At 60.5% G+C, this 17,824-nt stretch carries 14 protein-coding genes; 4 read left to right on the forward strand and 10 right to left on the reverse strand.

What is annotated here, in order from left to right; all coding sequences use genetic code 11:
• Positions 1-6: 6 nt before the first annotated feature.
• From purU to AC1RO5_RS13340, 7 genes are all read right to left on the reverse strand, one after another.
• A complete protein-coding gene (gene purU, locus AC1RO5_RS13310; protein WP_007936422.1) occupies positions 7-864 on the reverse strand; it encodes a formyltetrahydrofolate deformylase in 858 nt (285 codons plus the stop codon).
• A 134-nt stretch (positions 865-998) separates the two neighbouring features.
• Entirely contained in the window at positions 999-1,631 is a 633-nt protein-coding gene (locus tag AC1RO5_RS13315) for a sarcosine oxidase subunit gamma (RefSeq protein ID WP_019580687.1), read from the reverse strand.
• 57 nt (positions 1,632-1,688) lie between these two features.
• Entirely contained in the window at positions 1,689-4,706 is a 3,018-nt protein-coding gene (locus AC1RO5_RS13320; RefSeq protein WP_493175400.1) for a sarcosine oxidase subunit alpha, read from the reverse strand.
• Positions 4,703-5,032: a sarcosine oxidase subunit delta gene (locus tag AC1RO5_RS13325; RefSeq protein WP_007907563.1), complete on the reverse strand. Its 330-nt coding sequence runs from the start codon at positions 5,030-5,032 to the stop codon at positions 4,703-4,705. Before AC1RO5_RS13325 ends, AC1RO5_RS13320 begins: the two co-directional genes overlap by 4 nt.
• Positions 5,033-5,046: 14 nt before the next feature.
• On the reverse strand, positions 5,047-6,297 hold the full coding sequence (locus AC1RO5_RS13330) for a sarcosine oxidase subunit beta (protein WP_007936415.1): 1,251 nt from the start codon (positions 6,295-6,297) through the stop codon (positions 5,047-5,049).
• 23 nt (positions 6,298-6,320) lie between these two features.
• Positions 6,321-7,574 carry a serine hydroxymethyltransferase gene (locus tag AC1RO5_RS13335; RefSeq protein WP_493175401.1) on the reverse strand — a complete coding sequence of 418 codons (1,254 nt, stop codon included), beginning with the start codon at positions 7,572-7,574 and terminating at the stop codon, positions 6,321-6,323.
• Between the two features lie 316 nt (positions 7,575-7,890).
• Positions 7,891-8,607 carry a TraX family protein gene (locus AC1RO5_RS13340; RefSeq protein ID WP_493175403.1) on the reverse strand — a complete coding sequence of 239 codons (717 nt, stop codon included), beginning with the start codon at positions 8,605-8,607 and terminating at the stop codon, positions 7,891-7,893.
• A gap of 131 nt (positions 8,608-8,738) precedes the next feature.
• Here AC1RO5_RS13340 and AC1RO5_RS13345 point away from each other — a divergent pair, with 131 nt between their 5' ends.
• The 3 genes from AC1RO5_RS13345 to AC1RO5_RS13355 all read left to right on the forward strand — a co-directional run bounded on the left by AC1RO5_RS13345 (position 8,739) and on the right by AC1RO5_RS13355 (position 11,645).
• A complete protein-coding gene (locus AC1RO5_RS13345; protein WP_258671384.1) occupies positions 8,739-9,779 on the forward strand; it encodes a threonine aldolase family protein in 1,041 nt (346 codons plus the stop codon).
• 250 nt (positions 9,780-10,029) lie between these two features.
• Complete coding sequence (locus AC1RO5_RS13350; protein WP_493175404.1) at positions 10,030-10,563, forward strand: REP-associated tyrosine transposase; 534 nt, start codon at positions 10,030-10,032, stop codon at positions 10,561-10,563.
• Positions 10,564-10,820: 257 nt separating this feature from the next.
• The gene (locus AC1RO5_RS13355) at positions 10,821-11,645 is read left to right on the forward strand and encodes an SDR family oxidoreductase (protein WP_493175405.1); all 825 of its coding nucleotides are present in this window, start codon (positions 10,821-10,823) and stop codon (positions 11,643-11,645) included.
• A gap of 144 nt (positions 11,646-11,789) precedes the next feature.
• Here the strand turns inward: AC1RO5_RS13355 and gbcB are convergent, their stop codons facing one another.
• Positions 11,790-12,890 carry a glycine betaine monooxygenase reductase subunit gene (gene gbcB, locus AC1RO5_RS13360; protein ID WP_019650290.1) on the reverse strand — a complete coding sequence of 367 codons (1,101 nt, stop codon included), beginning with the start codon at positions 12,888-12,890 and terminating at the stop codon, positions 11,790-11,792.
• 282 nt (positions 12,891-13,172) lie between these two features.
• Here gbcB and gbca point away from each other — a divergent pair, with 282 nt between their 5' ends.
• On the forward strand, positions 13,173-14,468 hold the full coding sequence (gene gbca, locus AC1RO5_RS13365) for a glycine betaine monooxygenase oxygenase subunit (protein ID WP_019650289.1): 1,296 nt from the start codon (positions 13,173-13,175) through the stop codon (positions 14,466-14,468).
• A 46-nt stretch (positions 14,469-14,514) separates the two neighbouring features.
• Here gbca and AC1RO5_RS13370 read toward each other — a convergent pair whose 3' ends face one another.
• Both AC1RO5_RS13370 and AC1RO5_RS13375 read right to left on the reverse strand, forming a co-directional pair.
• On the reverse strand, positions 14,515-15,765 hold the full coding sequence (locus tag AC1RO5_RS13370) for a metallophosphoesterase family protein (protein ID WP_493175406.1): 1,251 nt from the start codon (positions 15,763-15,765) through the stop codon (positions 14,515-14,517).
• 26 nt (positions 15,766-15,791) lie between these two features.
• A complete protein-coding gene (locus AC1RO5_RS13375; RefSeq protein WP_493175408.1) occupies positions 15,792-17,660 on the reverse strand; it encodes a c-type cytochrome in 1,869 nt (622 codons plus the stop codon).
• Between the last annotated feature and the right edge of the window lie 164 nt (positions 17,661-17,824).

Raw genomic sequence — 17,824 nt, forward strand, 5'->3', positions numbered from 1 at the left:
AAAACGCTAGAGAACAACTGTCCTGTTAGCGTTAAGGAACACGCGTCTTTCAATGTGATAACCCACGGCCCGCGCCAGGGTCAGCCCTTCGATATCCCGCCCCTTGGCGATCAAGTCTTCGGGATAGTGGCTGTGATCCACGGCTTCCACGCCTTGGGCGATGATCGGGCCTTCGTCCAGGTCGTTGTTGATGTAGTGCGCCGTGGCACCAACCAGTTTCACGCCTTTGTTGTAGGCCTGGTGATACGGCTTGGCGCCTTTGAAACCCGGCAGCAGGGAGTGGTGAATGTTGATCGCCTTGCCATCGAGTTTGCGGCACAGCTCTGGCGACAGGACCTGCATGTAGCGGGCAAGAATCACCAGTTCGGCGCCGGCCTCTTCAATCACCTGCCAGACCTGGCGTTCTTGCGACGGTTTGTCGTTCGGGTCCAGCGGAAAATGGTAGTACGGAATCTGGTGCCAGTCGGCCAACGGCTTGAGGTCCGGGTGGTTGGAGACCACGGCGACCACGTCCATCGACAACTGACCGATGCGTTGGCGGTAGAGCAAGTCGTTGAGGCAGTGATCGGCCTTGGAAACCATGATCACCACTTTTGGCCGGTAGTTCGGCGGGGTCAGCTCGAAGATCATCCCGAAGGCGTCACCACGCTCCGCCAGACCTGCGCGGAAGGCTTGTTCGTCGAAACCGTCGGGTTGCCGAAATTCCACGCGAATGAAGAAACGACCCGAGAGCCGGTCATCGAAGGAGTGGTGCTCGGTGACGTAGCAGCCCTGCTCGAACAGAAAGCGGGTCACCGCATCCACGGTGCCGAGGACGCTGGGGCAGTCGGCGGTCAGAATCCATGTGTCTGGGGCGCGGCTCATAGTGGTGTCTCTCCTCTGATCGTTCCCACGCTCTGCGTGGGAATGCCACCAGTGACGCTCTGCGTCACCGCCTTAGAGCTGGACGCGGAGCGTCCGGGGATGCATTCCCACGCGGAGCGTGGGAACGATCAATCTCAAGCCTGAACGCTAAGCCCGTACTCAGCCGCCGCATCCTGCAACCACAACCACCAGTAATCCGAGAAGCTGCGGCGAATCAGCAGTTCCCAGGTGTCTTCGGCGGTATGGCGGATCATCAGTTGCGATTTGGCGAACACCGTGCCAACAGCCTTGCCCACCGGGAAGTTGTTGGGGTGCACGTCGTAGCTGGTGGACTTCATCAGCACCTGACGCACGTTCGGGCCGCTGAGTTCGAGGATCTGCTGGCCACCGCTGACGTTGACGATCTGAATGTGCAGGTCGCCCAGCGCTTCACGGAGTTTTTTCTCGGCGGCGAATTCTTCACCGGTCGGCACGATCAGCAGCCATTCATCCGGCCCCATCCATTGCAGGCTGGTTTCGCCTTTGATAATCACGGTCAGCGCACCTGGCAATTCGATGCCAAGCGCCTTGTGCACGCCGGCGGCGAACGCCGCATCGTGGCCATCGCCACGGATGGTCAGGTGACCGAGGAGTTTTTTCTCACGCACGATCACGCCGGCGTTCTTGCGACCCTTGCCCACCAGGCTGGCGAGGTCGGCATGATGCAGCGACGACTCGGCCTTGGCCCCAGTGGTTGGGCGTTGTTGGTAAACATTGGCTGCGGTCATAAAGCACCTGTCCTGAATTCTTTGTCGCCCCCCGCGCCTGGCGCGGGGGGTGATCGATTACACGTTCTGGCGATCGCCTTTCGGATCGAAGAACACCGAAGAAACGATTTCCGCCTCGATCACGCTGCCGTCGGCCAGCGGTGCGAACACCCGCTCACCCATGCGCTTCAAGCCGCCTTTCACCACACCCATGGCAAACGAATAGCCCAGGGAGTTGTGCAGGTAACTGGAAGTCACGTGGCCCACCATGGTCATCGGGATGGCTTGCTTGGTGTTGAACACCAGTTGCGCACCTTCCGGCAACCATTTGGTCGGATCGATCGGCTTCAGGCCAACCAGCTGTTTGCGCTGATCACGCACGCAGTCTTCACGGTTCATGCCACGCCAGCCGATCCACGAGAACGGTTTGGTGCGACCGACACACCAGCCCATGTTCAGGTCGTCCGGGGTCATCGAACTGTCAGTGTCCTGACCGACGATGATGAAGCCCTTCTCGGCCCGCAGTACGTGCATGGTTTCAGTGCCATATGGCGTCAGGTTGTACTTCTTGCCAGCATCAACAATTTTTTCCAGCACGCCCATCGCATAGTCGGCCTGCACGTTGACTTCGTACGACAGCTCACCGGTAAACGAAATCCGGAAAATCCGCGCCGGCACACCACCGACCAGGGCTTCTTTCCAGGTCATGAACGGGAAGGCTTCGTTGCTCAGGTCGGCGTCGGTGACTTCGCTGAGCAGCTTGCGGCTGTTCGGCCCGGACAGGGTCATGGTTGCCCAGTGATCCGTCACGGAAGTGAAGTACACCTTCAGGTCTGGCCATTCGGTCTGGTGGTAGATTTCCAGCCATTGCAGCACGCGCGCAGCGCCGCCGGTGGTGGTGGTCATCACGAAATGGTTGTCGGCCAGGCATGCAGTCACGCCGTCGTCGAACACCATGCCGTCTTCTTTGCACATCAGGCCGTAGCGCGCCTTGCCCACGTCGAGCTTGGTCCAGGCGTTGGTGTAGATGCGGTTGAGGAACTCGCGGGAGTCCGGGCCCTGGATGTCGATCTTGCCCAGGGTCGAAGCGTCCAGCAGGCCGACGCTGTCGCGCACGGCTTTGCATTCGCGTTTGACCGCGGCATGCAGGTCTTCACCGTTTTTCGGGAAGTACCAAGGACGTTTCCACTGACCGACGTCTTCGAACTCGGCGCCATTCTTCACGTGCCAGTGATGCAGCGCGGTGAAGCGAACCGGCTCGAAGATGTGCCCACAGTGACGACCGGCTACGGCGCCGAAAGTCACCGGCGTGTAGTTCGGACGGAACATGGTGGTGCCCATCTGCGGGATGGTCACGTTCAGCGAACGGGCGGCAATGGCCAGGCCATTGACGTTGCCGAGCTTGCCCTGATCGGTGCCGAAGCCCAGTGCGGTGTAGCGCTTGACGTGCTCGACCGATTCGAAACCTTCGCGGGTCGCCAGTTCGATGGCGGCAGCGGTGACGTCGTTCTGCAGGTCGACGAATTGCTTCGGCGCACGGGCAGTGGCTTTTTCGTGAGGCACCTGGAACAGCGCCAGGGTCGGCTCTTCGAGTCGGCTCAGGGCTTTGGGCAGTACGCCTTCGACCTTGCCGAAACCGGCTTCGCTGGCAGCGCGAGCACCGCCTTCAAAACCATCGGCCAACGAATCGCCGAGGCTGTAGACGCCGTTGATGCCACCGACGCACACGCGTTTCTGCGGTGCTTCGCCCGGTACGAAACCGAGGATGTCTTCACGCCAGATCGGCTTGCCGCCCAAGTGCGAAGCCAGGTGAACCACCGGGCTGTAGCCGCCGGAACTGGCGACCAGGTCGCAATCGAGCCATTCGCCCGGGCTGGTCACGGTGTGTGCTTTTACATCAATCGCGGCAACGCGAGCGGCGGTCACGTGCTTGCTGCCACGGGCCTCGATCACGGCGCTGCCGGTCAGGATGCGAATACCTTTGGCGCGCGCTTCTTCCACCAGCGCACCGCGAGGGTTGCTGCGGGCGTCGGCGATGGCCACCACTTGCAGGCTGGCGTCGAGCCAGTCCAGGGCAACGCGGTAGGCGTGGTCGTTGTTGGTCGACAGCACCAGCTTCTTGCCCGGCGCCACGCCGTAGCGACGTACAAAAGTCGACACAGCGCCGGCGAGCATGTTGCCCGGCACGTCGTTGTTGCCGTAAACCAGTGGACGCTCGTGGCTGCCTGTCGCCAGCACCACACGTTTGGCGCGAACCCGGTGGATGCGCTGACGCACCTGGCCGATCGGGGCGCGGTCGCCGAGGTGATCGGTGAGGCGCTCGTGAATGGTCAGGAAGTTATGGTCGTGGTAACCGTTGACCGTGGCGCGCGGCAACAGCAGCACGTCAGGGGTGTTTTTCAGCTCGGCGATGACGCTGGCAACCCACTCGGTAGCTGGTTTGCCATCGAGGCTTTCGCGGGAGTCGAGCAGGCTGCCGCCGAACTCTTCCTGCTCATCGGCCAGGATCACACGGGCGCCGCTGCGGGCAGCCGCCAGTGCAGCCGCCAGACCCGCAGGGCCAGCGCCGACGATCAGCACGTCGCAGTGCTGGTTCATGTAGTCGTAGGTGTCCGGATCGTTCTCGGTCGGCGAACGGCCAAGACCTGCTGCCTTACGAATGTACTTCTCGTAAGTCATCCAGAACGATTGCGGGTACATGAAGGTTTTGTAGTAGAAGCCCGGTGGCATCAGCTTGCCGCCGACCTTGCCGAGAATCCCCATCATGTCGTTGTTCACGCTTGGCCAGCCGTTGGTGCTGGTGGCGACCAGGCCTTGATACAGCGCTTGTTGCGTGGCGCGTACGTTCGGGATCTGCGTGGCTTCGGTCGCACCGATCTGCAGCACGGCGTTCGGCTCTTCGGCACCGGCGGCGAAAATGCCGCGTGGGCGCGAATACTTGAAGCTGCGGCCGACGATGTCGACACCGTTGGCCAGCAAGGCTGCGGCCAGGGAGTCGCCTTCAAAGCCTTTGTAGACCTGGCCGTTGAAGGTGAAGCTCAGCACTTTGTTACGGTCGATGCGTCCGCCGTTGGACAGGCGATTGATCTGGCTCATACCTTCTCTCCCAGAGCCGTGGCGGCCGCTTTCGGGCTGTCGGTCTTGTCGGTGAACTGCGGCTTGGTGCCGATCTTGTAGGTTTCGAGAATCTCGTAGGTCACGGTGTCACGGGTCACGTTGAAGTACTGACGGCAACCGGCGACGTGATCCCACAGTTCGTGGTGCAGACCGCGAGGGTTATCGCGGAAGAACATGTAGTCGCCCCACTCCTCGTCGGTGCAGCTGTTCGGATCCAGTGGACGCGGGATGTGCGCCTGGCCGGATGCATGGAATTCCTCTTCGGAGCGCAGTTCGCCACAGTGAGGACAGAAGATATGCAACATAGGGATTTCTCCTGTTAGTGGGCGACTGCTGCAGCGCCGTGTTCGTCGATCAACGCACCGCTGTGGAAGCGGTCGATGGAGAATGGTGCAGCCAATGGGTGCATTTCACCCTTGGCCAGGCTGGCGGCAAACACGTTGCCCGAGCCAGGTGTAGCCTTGAAGCCACCGGTGCCCCAACCGCAGTTGAAGAACATGTTCGGTACCGGAGTCTTCGAGATGATCGGGCAGGCATCCGGCGTGGTGTCGACGATGCCGCCCCACTGACGGTTCATGCGTACGCGGGACAGCACCGGGAACATCTCGACGATGGCCTGGATGGTGTGCTCGATCACCGGGTACGAACCACGCTGGCCGTAGCCGTTGTAGCCGTCGATACCGGCGCCGATCACCAGGTCGCCCTTGTCGGACTGGCTGATGTAACCGTGTACGGCGTTGGACATGATCACGCTGTCGATAATCGGCTTGATCGGCTCGGACACCAGCGCTTGCAGCGGGTGCGATTCGATCGGCAGGCGGAAACCGGCGAGTTTGGCCATGTGCCCGGAGTTACCGGCAGTCACCACACCGACGCGCTTGGCGCCGATGAAGCCCTTGTTGGTTTCAACACCGATGCACACACCGTTTTCCTTACGGAAACCGATCACTTCGGTCTGTTGGATCAGGTCCACGCCCAAGGCGTCGGCGGCACGGGCAAAGCCCCACGCCACGGCATCGTGACGGGCCACACCACCGCGACGCTGGACGGTAGCGCCCATCACCGGGTAGCGGGTGTTCTTGGAGCAGTCGAGGTACGGGATCTCGTCCGCCACTTGCTTGGCATCGAGCAGTTCGCCGTCCACGCCGTTGAGGCGGTTGGCGCTGACCCGACGCTCGGAATCACGAATGTCCTGCAGGGTGTGGCACAGGTTGTAGACGCCACGCTGGGAGAACATCACGTTGTAGTTCAGGTCCTGGGACAGGCCTTCCCACAATTTCATCGCGTGTTCGTACAAGTGCGCCGACTCGTCCCACAGGTAGTTGGAACGCACGATGGTGGTGTTGCGCGCGGTGTTACCGCCGCCCAGCCAGCCTTTCTCGACCACGGCCACGTTGGTGATGCCGTGCTCCTTGGCCAGGTAGTAGGCGGTCGCCAGACCATGCCCGCCACCGCCGACGATGACTACGTCGTAGACCTTTTTCGGGGTCGGCGTACGCCACATGCGCTGCCAGTTTTCATGGTGGCTGAGGGAGTGTTTGAAGAGGCCGAAGCCCGAATAGCGTTGCATAGTCATTTACTCCAAAACCGCGCTCAGCGATAAACCGGGAAGTCCGCGCACAGGGCTGCCACATGCTTGGCGACATTGGCCTCTACATCGGCGTCGCCTAAGTTGTCGAGGATGTCGCAGATCCAGCCGGATAACTCAACGCACTGGGCGACCTTGAAGCCGCGAGTGGTCACCGCCGGGGTGCCGATACGCAGGCCGGAGGTCACGAACGGCGACTGCGGATCGTTCGGGACAGCGTTCTTGTTCACGGTGATGTGGGCGCGACCGAGTGCTGCGTCCGCCTCTTTACCGGTGAGGCCCTGACGGATCAGGCTGACCAGGAACAGGTGGTTATCGGTACCGCCGGACACTACATCGTAGCCGCGTTTGATAAATACGCCGGCCATTGCCTTGGCGTTGTCGATCACTTGTTGCTGGTAAACCTTGAAGCCAGGCTCCAGTGCTTCCTTGAAGCACACTGCTTTACCGGCGATGACGTGCATCAGCGGGCCGCCCTGGGCACCAGGGAACACCGCGGCGTTGAGCTTCTTCTCGATTTCTTCGTTGGCCTTGGCCAGGATCAGGCCACCACGTGGACCGCGCAGGGTCTTGTGGGTGGTGGTGGTCACTACGTCGGCGTAAGGCAGCGGATTCGGGTACAGGCCAGCAGCGACCAGACCGGCGACGTGAGCCATGTCGACGAACAGCAGGGCACCGACCTTGTCAGCGATCTGGCGGAAGCGTGGGAAATCGAGGGTCTTGGAGTAGGCCGAGAAACCGGCAACGATCATTTTTGGTTTGTGCTCGACGGCCAGGCGCTCGACTTCGTCGTAGTTGATCAGACCGGTGTCGGTGTCGATGCCGTACTGCACAGCGTTGTACAGCTTGCCCGACGACGACACTTTGGCGCCGTGGGTCAAGTGACCGCCGTGGGCCAGGCTCATGCCCAGGATGGTGTCGCCGGCTTGCAGCAGGGCCAGGTACACGGCGCTGTTGGCCGAGGAGCCGGAGTGCGGCTGGACGTTGGCGTAATCGGCGCCGAACAATTGCTTGGCGCGTTCGATGGCCAGCGCTTCGACTTTGTCGACGTGCTCGCAGCCACCGTAGTAGCGCTTGCCTGGATAACCTTCGGCGTATTTGTTGGTCAGGCCACTGCCTTGCGCTTCCATCACGCGCTTGCTGGTGTAGTTCTCTGACGCGATCAGCTCGATGTGATCTTCCTGGCGTTGCTCCTCGGCATTCATCGCCGCCAGCAGTGCATCGTCGTAACCCTGGATCTGGTCTTGCTTGCTGAACATCGCGTCTCTCCCAGCGGCATCTATGCGCCATTCGTCTCGGTAAGGCACTGGCGTTACGGCAGTGCCCTTTGGATGCGATGGTATGACCGGCGCAGACAGGTCAAATGCCTATGGACGCCACGCAAAGGTGCGTTTACGACATGGACCGAAATGGGTGAACGGGCGAACACCCCTGTGGCGAGGGAGCTTGCTCCCGCTCGACTGCGAAGCAGTCGTGAAACCGACAAATTCGATCTAACTGACTAACCACATGCGCCGGGTTTGGGTCTGCTGCGCAGCCCAGCGGGAGCAAGCTCCCTCGCCACAGGGACGGGCGTCAGGCGATGAGTTGGCGCAAGGCCAGAAGCGCGAGGAAATGCCCGGGATAGAGCGCGTAGGCCCAGCGGCGCATCGGCGCTGGCTGGATGCATTGGGCATGTCGCAACAGCAGCAGGCCCAACAATGGCGCAATCAGACAAGCGGCAATGCCGAGAATCGCCGCACCGCTGCCGAACCAGGCAGCGGAGTACAGCACTTGCCATTGATTGGCCGCCAGGCACACCAGCCCCGGCAACAGGCTGAAATACCAGGGCCGCCGGATCACCAGCAACATCGCCAGCGGCAACAGTACACCGAAGAAACCAAACATCAGTCGCTCCGGGAACAGTGCCGCCAGCAACAAGGCAAGCGCCGCCAGCAGTCGCGATTGCAGCATCCCGTGCTGCCAACCGCGCACCACCAACAACCCCAGGGCCAGCGTGGGCAACACGTTTAAAGTGACGGGATCGGGGATGTACATCCGGTAGGGAATTTCGCTCAGGGCACTAAACAGCAACAACCAACCGAGGTAGCGCCACTGCCCGTCGGTCGTTGCTGCAGGCACCCGCGACAGATTCGCCGCCATCGCCAGACAGAACCACGGGAACGCCAACCTGCCCGGCACATAAAGGATATCGACGGAATACCCGATATATCGCAGGTGATCGAGCACCATGCTCAACAGCGCCAGCCACTTGAGCAGATCCAGTGCACCGTCCCTCGGCGTCATGTGCATAATTGCCCAAGGCGTTTGTATTTTTCTGACAGACTCACCCCGTGTGCTCCCCGGACGATCTTCGGTAAAGTGCGCACCATCATTGACCACGAAGCTCTTCACCATAAGAGCCTCGATTACGGAAGCCGGCCATGACCGATAAGAGCCAACAATTCGCCAGCGACAACTATTCCGGCATCTGCCCTGAAGCCTGGGCTGCCATGGAACAGGCCAACCACGGCCACCAACGCGCTTACGGCGACGATGAGTGGACCGCACGCGCGTCCGATCAATTCCGTAAGCTGTTCGAAACCGACTGCGAAGTGTTTTTCGCCTTCAACGGCACCGCGGCCAACTCGTTGGCCCTGTCGTCGCTGTGCCAGAGTTACCACAGCGTGATCTGCTCGGAAACCGCCCACGTCGAAACCGACGAATGCGGCGCGCCGGAGTTTTTCTCCAACGGCTCCAAGCTGCTCATCGCCCGCACCGAAAACGGCAAGCTGACGCCGGAATCGATCCGCGAAATCGCCCTCAAGCGCCAGGACATCCACTACCCCAAACCGCGCGTCGTGACCCTGACCCAGGCCACTGAAGTCGGCAGCGTGTACACCCCGGAAGAAATCCGCGCCATCAGCGTCACCTGTAAAGAACTGGGCCTGAACCTGCACATGGACGGCGCCCGCTTTTCCAATGCCTGCGCGTATCTGGGATGCTCGCCAGCCGACCTGACCTGGAAGGCCGGCGTCGACGTGCTGTGCTTCGGCGGTACGAAAAACGGCATGGCGGTGGGCGAAGCGATTCTGTTCTTCAACCACAAACTGGCCGAAGACTTCGACTACCGCTGCAAGCAGGCCGGGCAACTGGCGTCGAAGATGCGTTTCCTCTCGGCCCCCTGGGTCGGGATTCTGGAAAACGACGCCTGGCTCAAATACGCCCGCCACGCCAACCACTGCGCGCAGTTGCTGGCCGAACTGGTGAGCGATATTCCTGGCGTGGAGCTGATGTTCCCGGTGCAGGCCAACGGCGTGTTCCTGCAACTCTCGGAGCCGGCCATTGCCGCACTGACCGCCAAGGGCTGGCGCTTCTACACCTTCATCGGCAACGGCGGCGCGCGGTTCATGTGCTCGTGGGACACCGAAGAAGAACGCGTGCGGGAACTGGCGGCGGATATTCGGCACGTGATGGCGGCCTGACTCCCCACCACTGATCGTTCCCACGCTCTGCGTGGGAATGCCTCTTGGGACGCTCCGCGTTCCTGCCTCAACGCCGACGCAATGCCCAGCACTGCGGTGACGCAGAGCGTCACGAGCTGCATTCCCACGCAGAGCGTGGGAACGATCACGGTGACGCATCGCAATTTCTTACTCACTCTGCGGCACTGTCTTCTAGCCTCCTCATGCAATCCTGCTCACCCTAGTCATTCCCTCGCAAAGGAATGCATCCATGGGCCGAAGCCGCTACACCATCACCGAACCCGACAAACCCCATTTCCTGACCTGCACAATCATGGAATGGCTCCCACTGTTTATCCGCCCCTACATTGTCGATCACCTGCTCAACTGCTGGCGCCACCAACAAACTCATCAGAACCTGCAGCTGTATGGCTATGTGATCCTGGAAAACCATTTGCACTTCGTCGCCGAAGCTCCAGACCTGGGCAAATGCCTCAGCCAGTTCAAATCCTTCACCGCGCGTCAAATCATCGATGACCTGCAAAGCAAAGGTGCCGAACGCGCCTTGCAACGATTGCGCTTCAGCAAACGGGCTCATAAGAAGGATCGGGTTTATCAGCTGTGGCAAGAAGGCTCGCACGCGGAAATGGTGTACAGCGAAACGGTGATGCGCCAAAAGCTCGATTACATCCATTACAACCCGGTGAAGCGTGGATATGTGGATTTGCCGGAGCAGTGGCGCTACTCCAGTGCGAGAAACTATGCGGGGATGGAGGGCTTGATCGAAATTCAGCGCTGGTACTGAAGGCCTTCCATCTGATCGTTCCCACGCTCTGCGTGGGAATGCCTCTTGGGACGCTCCGCGTTCCTGCCTCAACGCTGACGCAATGCCCAGCACCGCAGTGACGCAGAGCGTCACAGGTTGCATTCCCACGCAGAGCGTGGGAACGATCATCTTATGGCGAGGGGCTTGCCCCCTTGCCACAGTCCCGCACGAGTTGGTCTACATTGACTGGCGAGCCGTTTCGATCCACTCGGATCACGCCAATCGGGAGCGTCCGCATGTCATTACAAGGCAAAACCCTGTTCATCACCGGCGCCAGTCGCGGGATTGGTCGCGAGATTGCGCTGCGGGCCGCGCGCGACGGGGCCAACATCGTGATTGCCGCGAAAAGCGCCGCCCCTCACCCCAAACTGCCCGGCACGATCTTCAGCGTAGCGGCGGAAGTCGAAGCTGCGGGCGGCAAAGCGCTGGCATTGGAGGTGGATGTGCGCGATGAAGCCATTGTGCGCCACGCGATGGCTGACGCCAGCGAGCATTTTGGTGGCATCGACGCGCTGGTCAATAATGCCGGGGCGATCAAGCTGACCGGTGTGCAGCACATCGAACTCAAGCGCTTCGATCTGATGCACCAGATCAACACACGCGCCGTGCTGCTGTGCAGCCAGGCCGCCCTGCCCTATCTGAAAAAATCCAGCGGCCACATCCTCAATCTCTCGCCGCCGCTGAACCTGGCCACCAAATGGTTCGCCCAGTACAGCCCCTACACCGTCACCAAGTACGGCATGAGTATGTTGACCCTGGGCATGAGCGAGGAATTCGCCGCCTACGGCATCAGCGTCAACTCTCTATGGCCGCAGACCATGATCGCCACGGCCGCCATCGAGTTTCAGCTCGGGTCGCGCGAGTCCTTCAAGCACGCCCGCACACCGGCGATCATGGCGGATGCCGCCCACGTCATTCTCGACAGCAGCGGTCGCAGCATTACCGGGCGGTTGCTGATTGATGAGGAGATTTTGCGCGAGCAGGGGGTGACGGGTTTTGAAGGGTATCGGTTTGAACCGGACAGCGACGCGCCGCTGATGCCGGATCTGTTCGTTGATTGATGGATCTACACACACCCTGTAGGAGCTGCCGAAGGCTCGGGCCGCGTTCAGACGATCTTTTGACTTTGCTTTTCAAAATCAAGATCAAAAGATCGCAGCCTTCGGCAGCTCCTACGGGAGTTATTCAGTGGCCATCTCGACCGATCAATACTCGATCCGCACGTCACCCTTCGGCACGCTGCAGCAAGACAGGATGAACCCTTCGGCTTCGTCTTCCTCGGTAATCCCGCCGTTGTGCTCCATTTCCACTTCGCCGGCAAGCTTCATCACCTTGCAGGTGCCGCAGATGCCCATGCCGCAGGCCTTGGGGATCATCAGGCCCAGTTTGGCGGCAGCGGCGTGAACGGTTTCGCCCGGGGCCACGCGGATGCTTTTGCCGGAGGCGGTGAATTCCACCTGGTTCAGGTCGGCGGCGTCGATTGCGGGGGCGTCGGCCGCTTGTTCAGCGTGTTCCTCTGCATCGGCGATAGCCTCTGGCGGTGTCGCGCCGAAGGACTCTTCGTGGTAGCGCTTCATATTGAAGCCGGCGTTTTCCAGCAAACGCTTGACCGCGTTCATGTAAGGCGTCGGGCCGCAGCAGAACACTTCCCGCTCAAGGAAATCCGGGACCATCAGTTCGAGCATCTTGTGGTTGAGATAACCGCGGTATCCGGCCCACGGCTCACCGAAACCGTGTTTCTCGCAGATCAGATGCAGGCTGAAGTTTTCGATCCGCGCCGCCATGTGTTCCAGCTCGCGGTGATAAATGATGTCTTTCGGCGAGCGGGCGCTATGGATGAAAGCCATATCGACATTGCCGTTAGTGTCGAAGAACCAGCGCGCCATGGACATCACCGGAGTGATGCCCACGCCGCCGCTGAGGTACAGCACTTTCGGGTTCGGAAAGTCGATGGCGTTGAACAGCCCGACCGGGCCGTGCACCGCCAGTTCGTAGCCTTCATGCAGGGTGTCATGCAACCAGTTCGAGACCTTGCCGCCCGGTACGCGCTTGATCGTCACCGAGAAGCTATACGGCACCGACGGCGAACTGGAAATGGTGTACGAACGCATGATCTGCTGGCCTTCGATTTCCAGCTCCAGGGTGACGAATTGCCCCGGTTTGAAGAAGAACATGATCGGCTGGTCGGCCATAAAGCAGAAGGTGCGCACATCCCAGGTTTCCTGGATGACTTTGACGCAACGGACAATGTGTCGACCATTGGCCCAGGTCTGGGTGGTTACCGGGTTCAGGAAGTTGTTGGACATGCTGATCTCCACGGCCGACTACCGGCCTTTATGTTGGCGATTCTGCGTATAGAGCAGCCCCGCCATTTACCTATCTGCGACATTCACATACTTATCGCGACCAGCCCCCAATTACCGGGGGTTGCGCGTCGGGAACAGATTGGGCCATGTCGCCCATGGATAAGGTTCCGGGGAGCGCCGGCCCCACACTCGCCCCATACCAAGACACAACCTTTACACCTTGCGTAGCAAACCTGATCAGCCACTTTCGCGGCCACGCAGATGGCCTTGAGGAAACACATGATGGACGTCACCACTACCCTGAGCCTGGGCGATCCACTGGAACCCGCACGCAAGGCCACCGCGCAGATGCTGCAAGAGCGCGAGCGCACTTTCTCGCTGCCGCAGCCGTTTTACTCTGACGAGCGGCTGTTTGATATCGACATGCAGGAAATCTTCCAGAAAGAGTGGTTGATCGCCGGCATGACCTGCGAGATCCCGACCAAGGGCAACTACCTGACCCTGCAAGTCGGCAAGAACCCGATCATTGTGATTCGCGGCGCCGATGGCGTGGTGCATGCGTTCCACAACGTCTGCCGCCACCGTGGTTCACGCCTTTGCACCAGTGAAAAAGGCAAAGTCGCCAAACTGGTCTGCCACTACCACCAGTGGACTTACGAGCTGGACGGTCGCCTGCTGTTCGCCGGCACCGAAATGGGCGCCGACTTCGACATGAAGCAATACGGCCTTAAACCGGTGAACGTGAAGACCGCCGGCGGTTACATCTTCATCAGCCTGGCAGAAAACCCGCCGGCCATCGATGACTTCCTGTCGACGCTTAGCCATTACATGGAACCGTACGACATGGAGAACACCAAGGTGGCGGTGCAAACCACCTTGATGGAAAAAGCCAACTGGAAACTGGTGCTGGAAAACAACCGCGAGTGCTACCACTGCGGCGGTTCACACCCCGAATTGCTGAAAACCCTGCTGGAATGGGACGACGTCACCGACCCGCGTGCCGACCAGGCCTTCAAGGACCACGTAGCCGCTTCCGCCGCTGCCTGGGAAGCCGAGAAGATCCCTTACGCCCACGCCAGTTTCGGCCTGCGTAACCGCATCGTGCGCATGCCGCTGCTCAAGGGCACCGTGTCGATGACCATGGACGGCAAACAGGGCTGCGCCAAACTGATGGGCCGCATCAAGAACCCGGACCTGGGCTCGATGCGCATCCTGCACCTGCCGCACTCGTGGAACCACTGCATGGGCGACCACATCATCGTGTTCACCGTGTGGCCGATCAGCGCCCAGGAAACCATGGTTACTACCAAGTGGATCGTCCACAAGGACGCGGTCGAAGGCGTGGACTACGACGTGGAGCGCATGCGCCAGGTCTGGGATGCGACCAACGATCAGGACCGTCGTCTGGCCGAAGAGAACCAGCGCGGGATCAACTCCACCGCGTACCAGCCAGGGCCTTACTCCAAGACCTATGAGTTCGGTGTGGTGAACTTTGTGGATTGGTACAGCGAGCGCCTGTTGAACAACCTTGGGGCCGAGCCTGCGCCGTACCTCAAAGGTGTGCCGGTTCAGGGTTAATCAAGATCTGATCGTTCCCACGCAGAGCGTGGGAACGATCCTTCAATTACTGTAATACCGAAGACCACCGCACCGACCCATCCTCGCCAATAAACGTCTCTTCGATGTTCTCCCCCACCAGCCGCACCTTCACATAACCGTTCAACACCCGATCCGGGTACGCCTCATCCCGTGCATTTTGCGTTTCCGACCACAGCACCCGCGAATGCCCGTTCAGCTCGCTGGCGTTGCCATACGGAATCGCTCCGTGCCCGGCGCAGCGCGCATGCAAGCCACCTTGAGTGGCATAGCAGATGCCGTTGTGCAAATGCCCCCAATACCAGTAATCCGGCTCGCGCCCCAAGGCATCGCACACCGGCTTATACAACGCCGTCCTGGTATGCCCGGTAATGTCGAAGCCCTGATGGTGACTGAGCACCATGATCTTCTTGCGTTGGGGCAGGTCTTTCATCCAGTCGATCTGCTGCTTGTTCAGCGCACCGTCCATGTACAGGTTCATCGCATCCGAGGCATACGCCGTGTCGAGCCCGATCACCAGCCAGTCATCGTTGTATAACGCGAAATAGCTGGTGCCCTGCTGCGCCGGAAAACGCTTGGCCAGTTCCTTGAAGTAGCCATGGGCGCCGCTGTACATCTCGTGGTTGGAGTTGAGGGTGAACGAGCCGTGCTTGCCCATCGGCCAACCGGCCATGTCGACGTCTTCCTGGGAGCGGGTGCCGGCGTAATACACATCCCCCAGATGAATGGTGAAGTCGGCCTGGGCCAGTTGCATCTGATTGGCCACTGCTACCGCCGGGGCATGGCTGTCGAACGGCCCGGTGCCCCAGTCGCCGGCGATGGCCAGGGTCACGTCACTGTCCATGCGCATCAACGCCGGATTGGTGGTGAACGGCGCGTGATGCCGCAGGTTCTCGATCCACTTCAGCAGCGCCTCACTCCACAGCAGGTCCAGCAGCTCCCATTTGCGACAACCCAGCAGGCTGCCGTCCTTGAGCACTTGGGTTTGCAGCTCGTCCACCGACTGCGGCAAGGGGCTGGCGTTACCGATATGCAGGATCGACAAGCCGTGTGACAACTCCCACGGCACACTCGGTTGATCGTCCGGCAAATCGCCGTGCTTGAGCACGTATTGCGCCTGATCGTGACCCCGTTGCAGCAGCGTGACGATGGCTTGGTACTCCTCCGGTTCAAGCTCGCTGACGAGCTTTTTCCAGGCCATTTCCAGGCGGGTGAACAAGCCGTGCAAGCGCAGCTTGACCTTGTCGTACTCGTGTTCCCAATGACTGACCAGTGACATGTCTCCTTCCTCCATCCGTAGTGGAATCACAGGGTTTTCATGAACTCGATGAGCGCCCGCTTATCGAGTTCCGACAGTTGCGTGCCGTACAGGTGACCACCGTTGTGGTTGCCCTCCAGACGCGTGTCGTATTTGAAGTCCGCCGAGGCTTTCACCTGCTCGCCGCTGGTGATGAAGCCGACCTTGTCCTTGTCGTAAATGTCGGAGCCGGTGAAGAACACCTGCGGCCGCAGTTCCGGTGGTTGCAGCAAATCCCACAGGGTCGGCACCGAACCGTTGTGCAAGTACGGCGCGCGCAACCAGATGCCGTCGGTGGGCGTGTTGCTGTAGCTCTGGGTCTTGCGGTAAGCGCCAAAGTCGAACGGCGGTTTCTTGAAGCCGTGGAAAGCCGTCACCAGCCCCGTGGTGAACGAGTTCAGCCGATGGGGATCGGTGCCCAGTTCATCAATAGTGGTGGTGACCTGACCGGTGTCGGTACGACCGAAGTCATGGCAAGCGGAGCAATTCTTTTCCCAGACCGGTTTACCCCGGGCGACCTTGGCCTGATCCAGCGCGAACGGCCAGGCCGGCGCCTTGTGGCCGAGCAGCCAATTGGTCACCCGGTTGAAACTCTCCGGCAGCACCGATTCCGGCGTCGCGCCCACGGCCATGGCCGCCGCGTAGTTGCGCTCATGGATGTCGTTGTTGTTGCCGTCCCAGTGCAGGTACAGCGACTCCCGGGGTTTCTGGTTCCAGACTTGCGGCAAATCGACGGTGCCGATGGTCGAGTCATCCGGGAAGCCGAACACCACCATCTTCGTCGGGTTGAAGGTGTCGGTGCGTCCCGGCCCTTGCGGTGCGCGCAGTTGCTGCCAGGCGTAGGCCTGTTTCTGCTTGATCAACGCGCTGGTAGCCATCGGGATGATCAGATAACGGTTGTACAGGCGCTCGAAAAACCCGAGCTGGAACTTGCTGTTGATCGCAGTCATCACCGCGCCAGGAGTGAATTTCGGGTCGCTCGCGCAATCGTAGGCGAACCACTGGAAGGCCTGCAGTTGCAGGGTATTGGCCGGCGCGGAGGCCACCGGGGTAGCAACGTCGCTGGCATTGCCGCGGTAGGAACCGGTGTGGCACAGGGCGCAGTTGGGCTCCACGGTCGGGTAGCCGATCTGCCGCTTGGCCATGCCGATCGGCAGGTCTTTGCCGTTCTCGTAAAGGAAACCGAACACTTCGTAGCCGCCGGGTTTCGGCAGTTTCTCCGGGCACATCTGCGGCAACACGGCGAACAGGTAATAGGGAATCCGCGCTTCGATGCCCAGGCCAATGGCGGCGTATTTGTAGTGATCTTCGTCGGAGGCGTATTGCTCAGCCGGCACTACCCGCAGCATCTGGTACCAGGTTTCGTAACCGATAAACCCCAGCGCCAGCACCACGACCAGCGTAGCGACCTTGAAGCTGTGCCGCTGCCAGCGTCGCGCCCACGCTGCGCACCACTCACGCCAACCATCGCGAAGCAGCGCGAAAGGCCGATTGGCCGGCGCGCTGCCCAGGTACAGCAGAATCCCGAGGATCAGGAACATGCCCAGGTCGCCCAGCAGCATCGGCACGAACACCTGAGCCTGGTTGCTGGTGTTGATCAGGTAGATCCAGAACGCCACGGCGACCAACCGCGACAATACGCATAGCCACGAATGCACCACGTATTTGGGCGCGTTGAAGCCTGACGGCATGTAAAAAAGGCTGATCCCCACCAGCAACATGCCGGCGTTCTCCAGCCAAGGATCGGAGAGTTGTGGAGGCATCCCGAGCATCGAGGTCAGCAACGCCGGCGCGAACAGCGCCGGAATCGCGAAGACCATGTTCATCGCAATGCCTATCCAGATGAAGCGTTGAAACCAGCGGATGTAACTGTCCATATCATCCATTTCCTTGTAGTCGCCAATCCCAAGTCAGCACACGGCTTTTGTGGCGAGGGAGCTTGCTCCCGTTCGGCTGCAAAGCAGTCGTAAAACCAGAAAACGCGGTGTATCTGATCGATCGCATCCTCAGGTTTTGGGGCTGCTGCGCAACCCAGCGGGAG

The sequence above is a fragment of the Pseudomonas sp. GW822-FHT02G04 genome (genome assembly GCF_058802085.1).

Excerpts from the sequence above, each read along its gene's own strand:
- purU (WP_007936422.1), bottom strand. The coding sequence starts at position 864 with ATGAGCCGCGCCCCAGACACATGGATTCTGACCGCCGACTGCCCCAGC.
- AC1RO5_RS13315 (WP_019580687.1), bottom strand. The coding sequence starts at position 1,631 with ATGACCGCAGCCAATGTTTACCAACAACGCCCAACCACTGGGGCCAAG.
- AC1RO5_RS13320 (WP_493175400.1), bottom strand. The coding sequence starts at position 4,706 with ATGAGCCAGATCAATCGCCTGTCCAACGGCGGACGCATCGACCGTAAC.
- AC1RO5_RS13325 (WP_007907563.1), bottom strand. The coding sequence starts at position 5,032 with ATGTTGCATATCTTCTGTCCTCACTGTGGCGAACTGCGCTCCGAAGAG.
- AC1RO5_RS13330 (WP_007936415.1), bottom strand. The coding sequence starts at position 6,297 with ATGCAACGCTATTCGGGCTTCGGCCTCTTCAAACACTCCCTCAGCCAC.
- AC1RO5_RS13335 (WP_493175401.1), bottom strand. The coding sequence starts at position 7,574 with ATGTTCAGCAAGCAAGACCAGATCCAGGGTTACGACGATGCACTGCTG.
- AC1RO5_RS13340 (WP_493175403.1), bottom strand. The coding sequence starts at position 8,607 with ATGCACATGACGCCGAGGGACGGTGCACTGGATCTGCTCAAGTGGCTG.
- AC1RO5_RS13345 (WP_258671384.1), top strand. The coding sequence starts at position 8,739 with ATGACCGATAAGAGCCAACAATTCGCCAGCGACAACTATTCCGGCATC.
- AC1RO5_RS13350 (WP_493175404.1), top strand. The coding sequence starts at position 10,030 with ATGGGCCGAAGCCGCTACACCATCACCGAACCCGACAAACCCCATTTC.
- AC1RO5_RS13355 (WP_493175405.1), top strand. The coding sequence starts at position 10,821 with ATGTCATTACAAGGCAAAACCCTGTTCATCACCGGCGCCAGTCGCGGG.
- gbcB (WP_019650290.1), bottom strand. The coding sequence starts at position 12,890 with ATGTCCAACAACTTCCTGAACCCGGTAACCACCCAGACCTGGGCCAAT.
- gbca (WP_019650289.1), top strand. The coding sequence starts at position 13,173 with ATGGACGTCACCACTACCCTGAGCCTGGGCGATCCACTGGAACCCGCA.
- AC1RO5_RS13370 (WP_493175406.1), bottom strand. The coding sequence starts at position 15,765 with ATGTCACTGGTCAGTCATTGGGAACACGAGTACGACAAGGTCAAGCTG.
- AC1RO5_RS13375 (WP_493175408.1), bottom strand. The coding sequence starts at position 17,660 with ATGGACAGTTACATCCGCTGGTTTCAACGCTTCATCTGGATAGGCATT.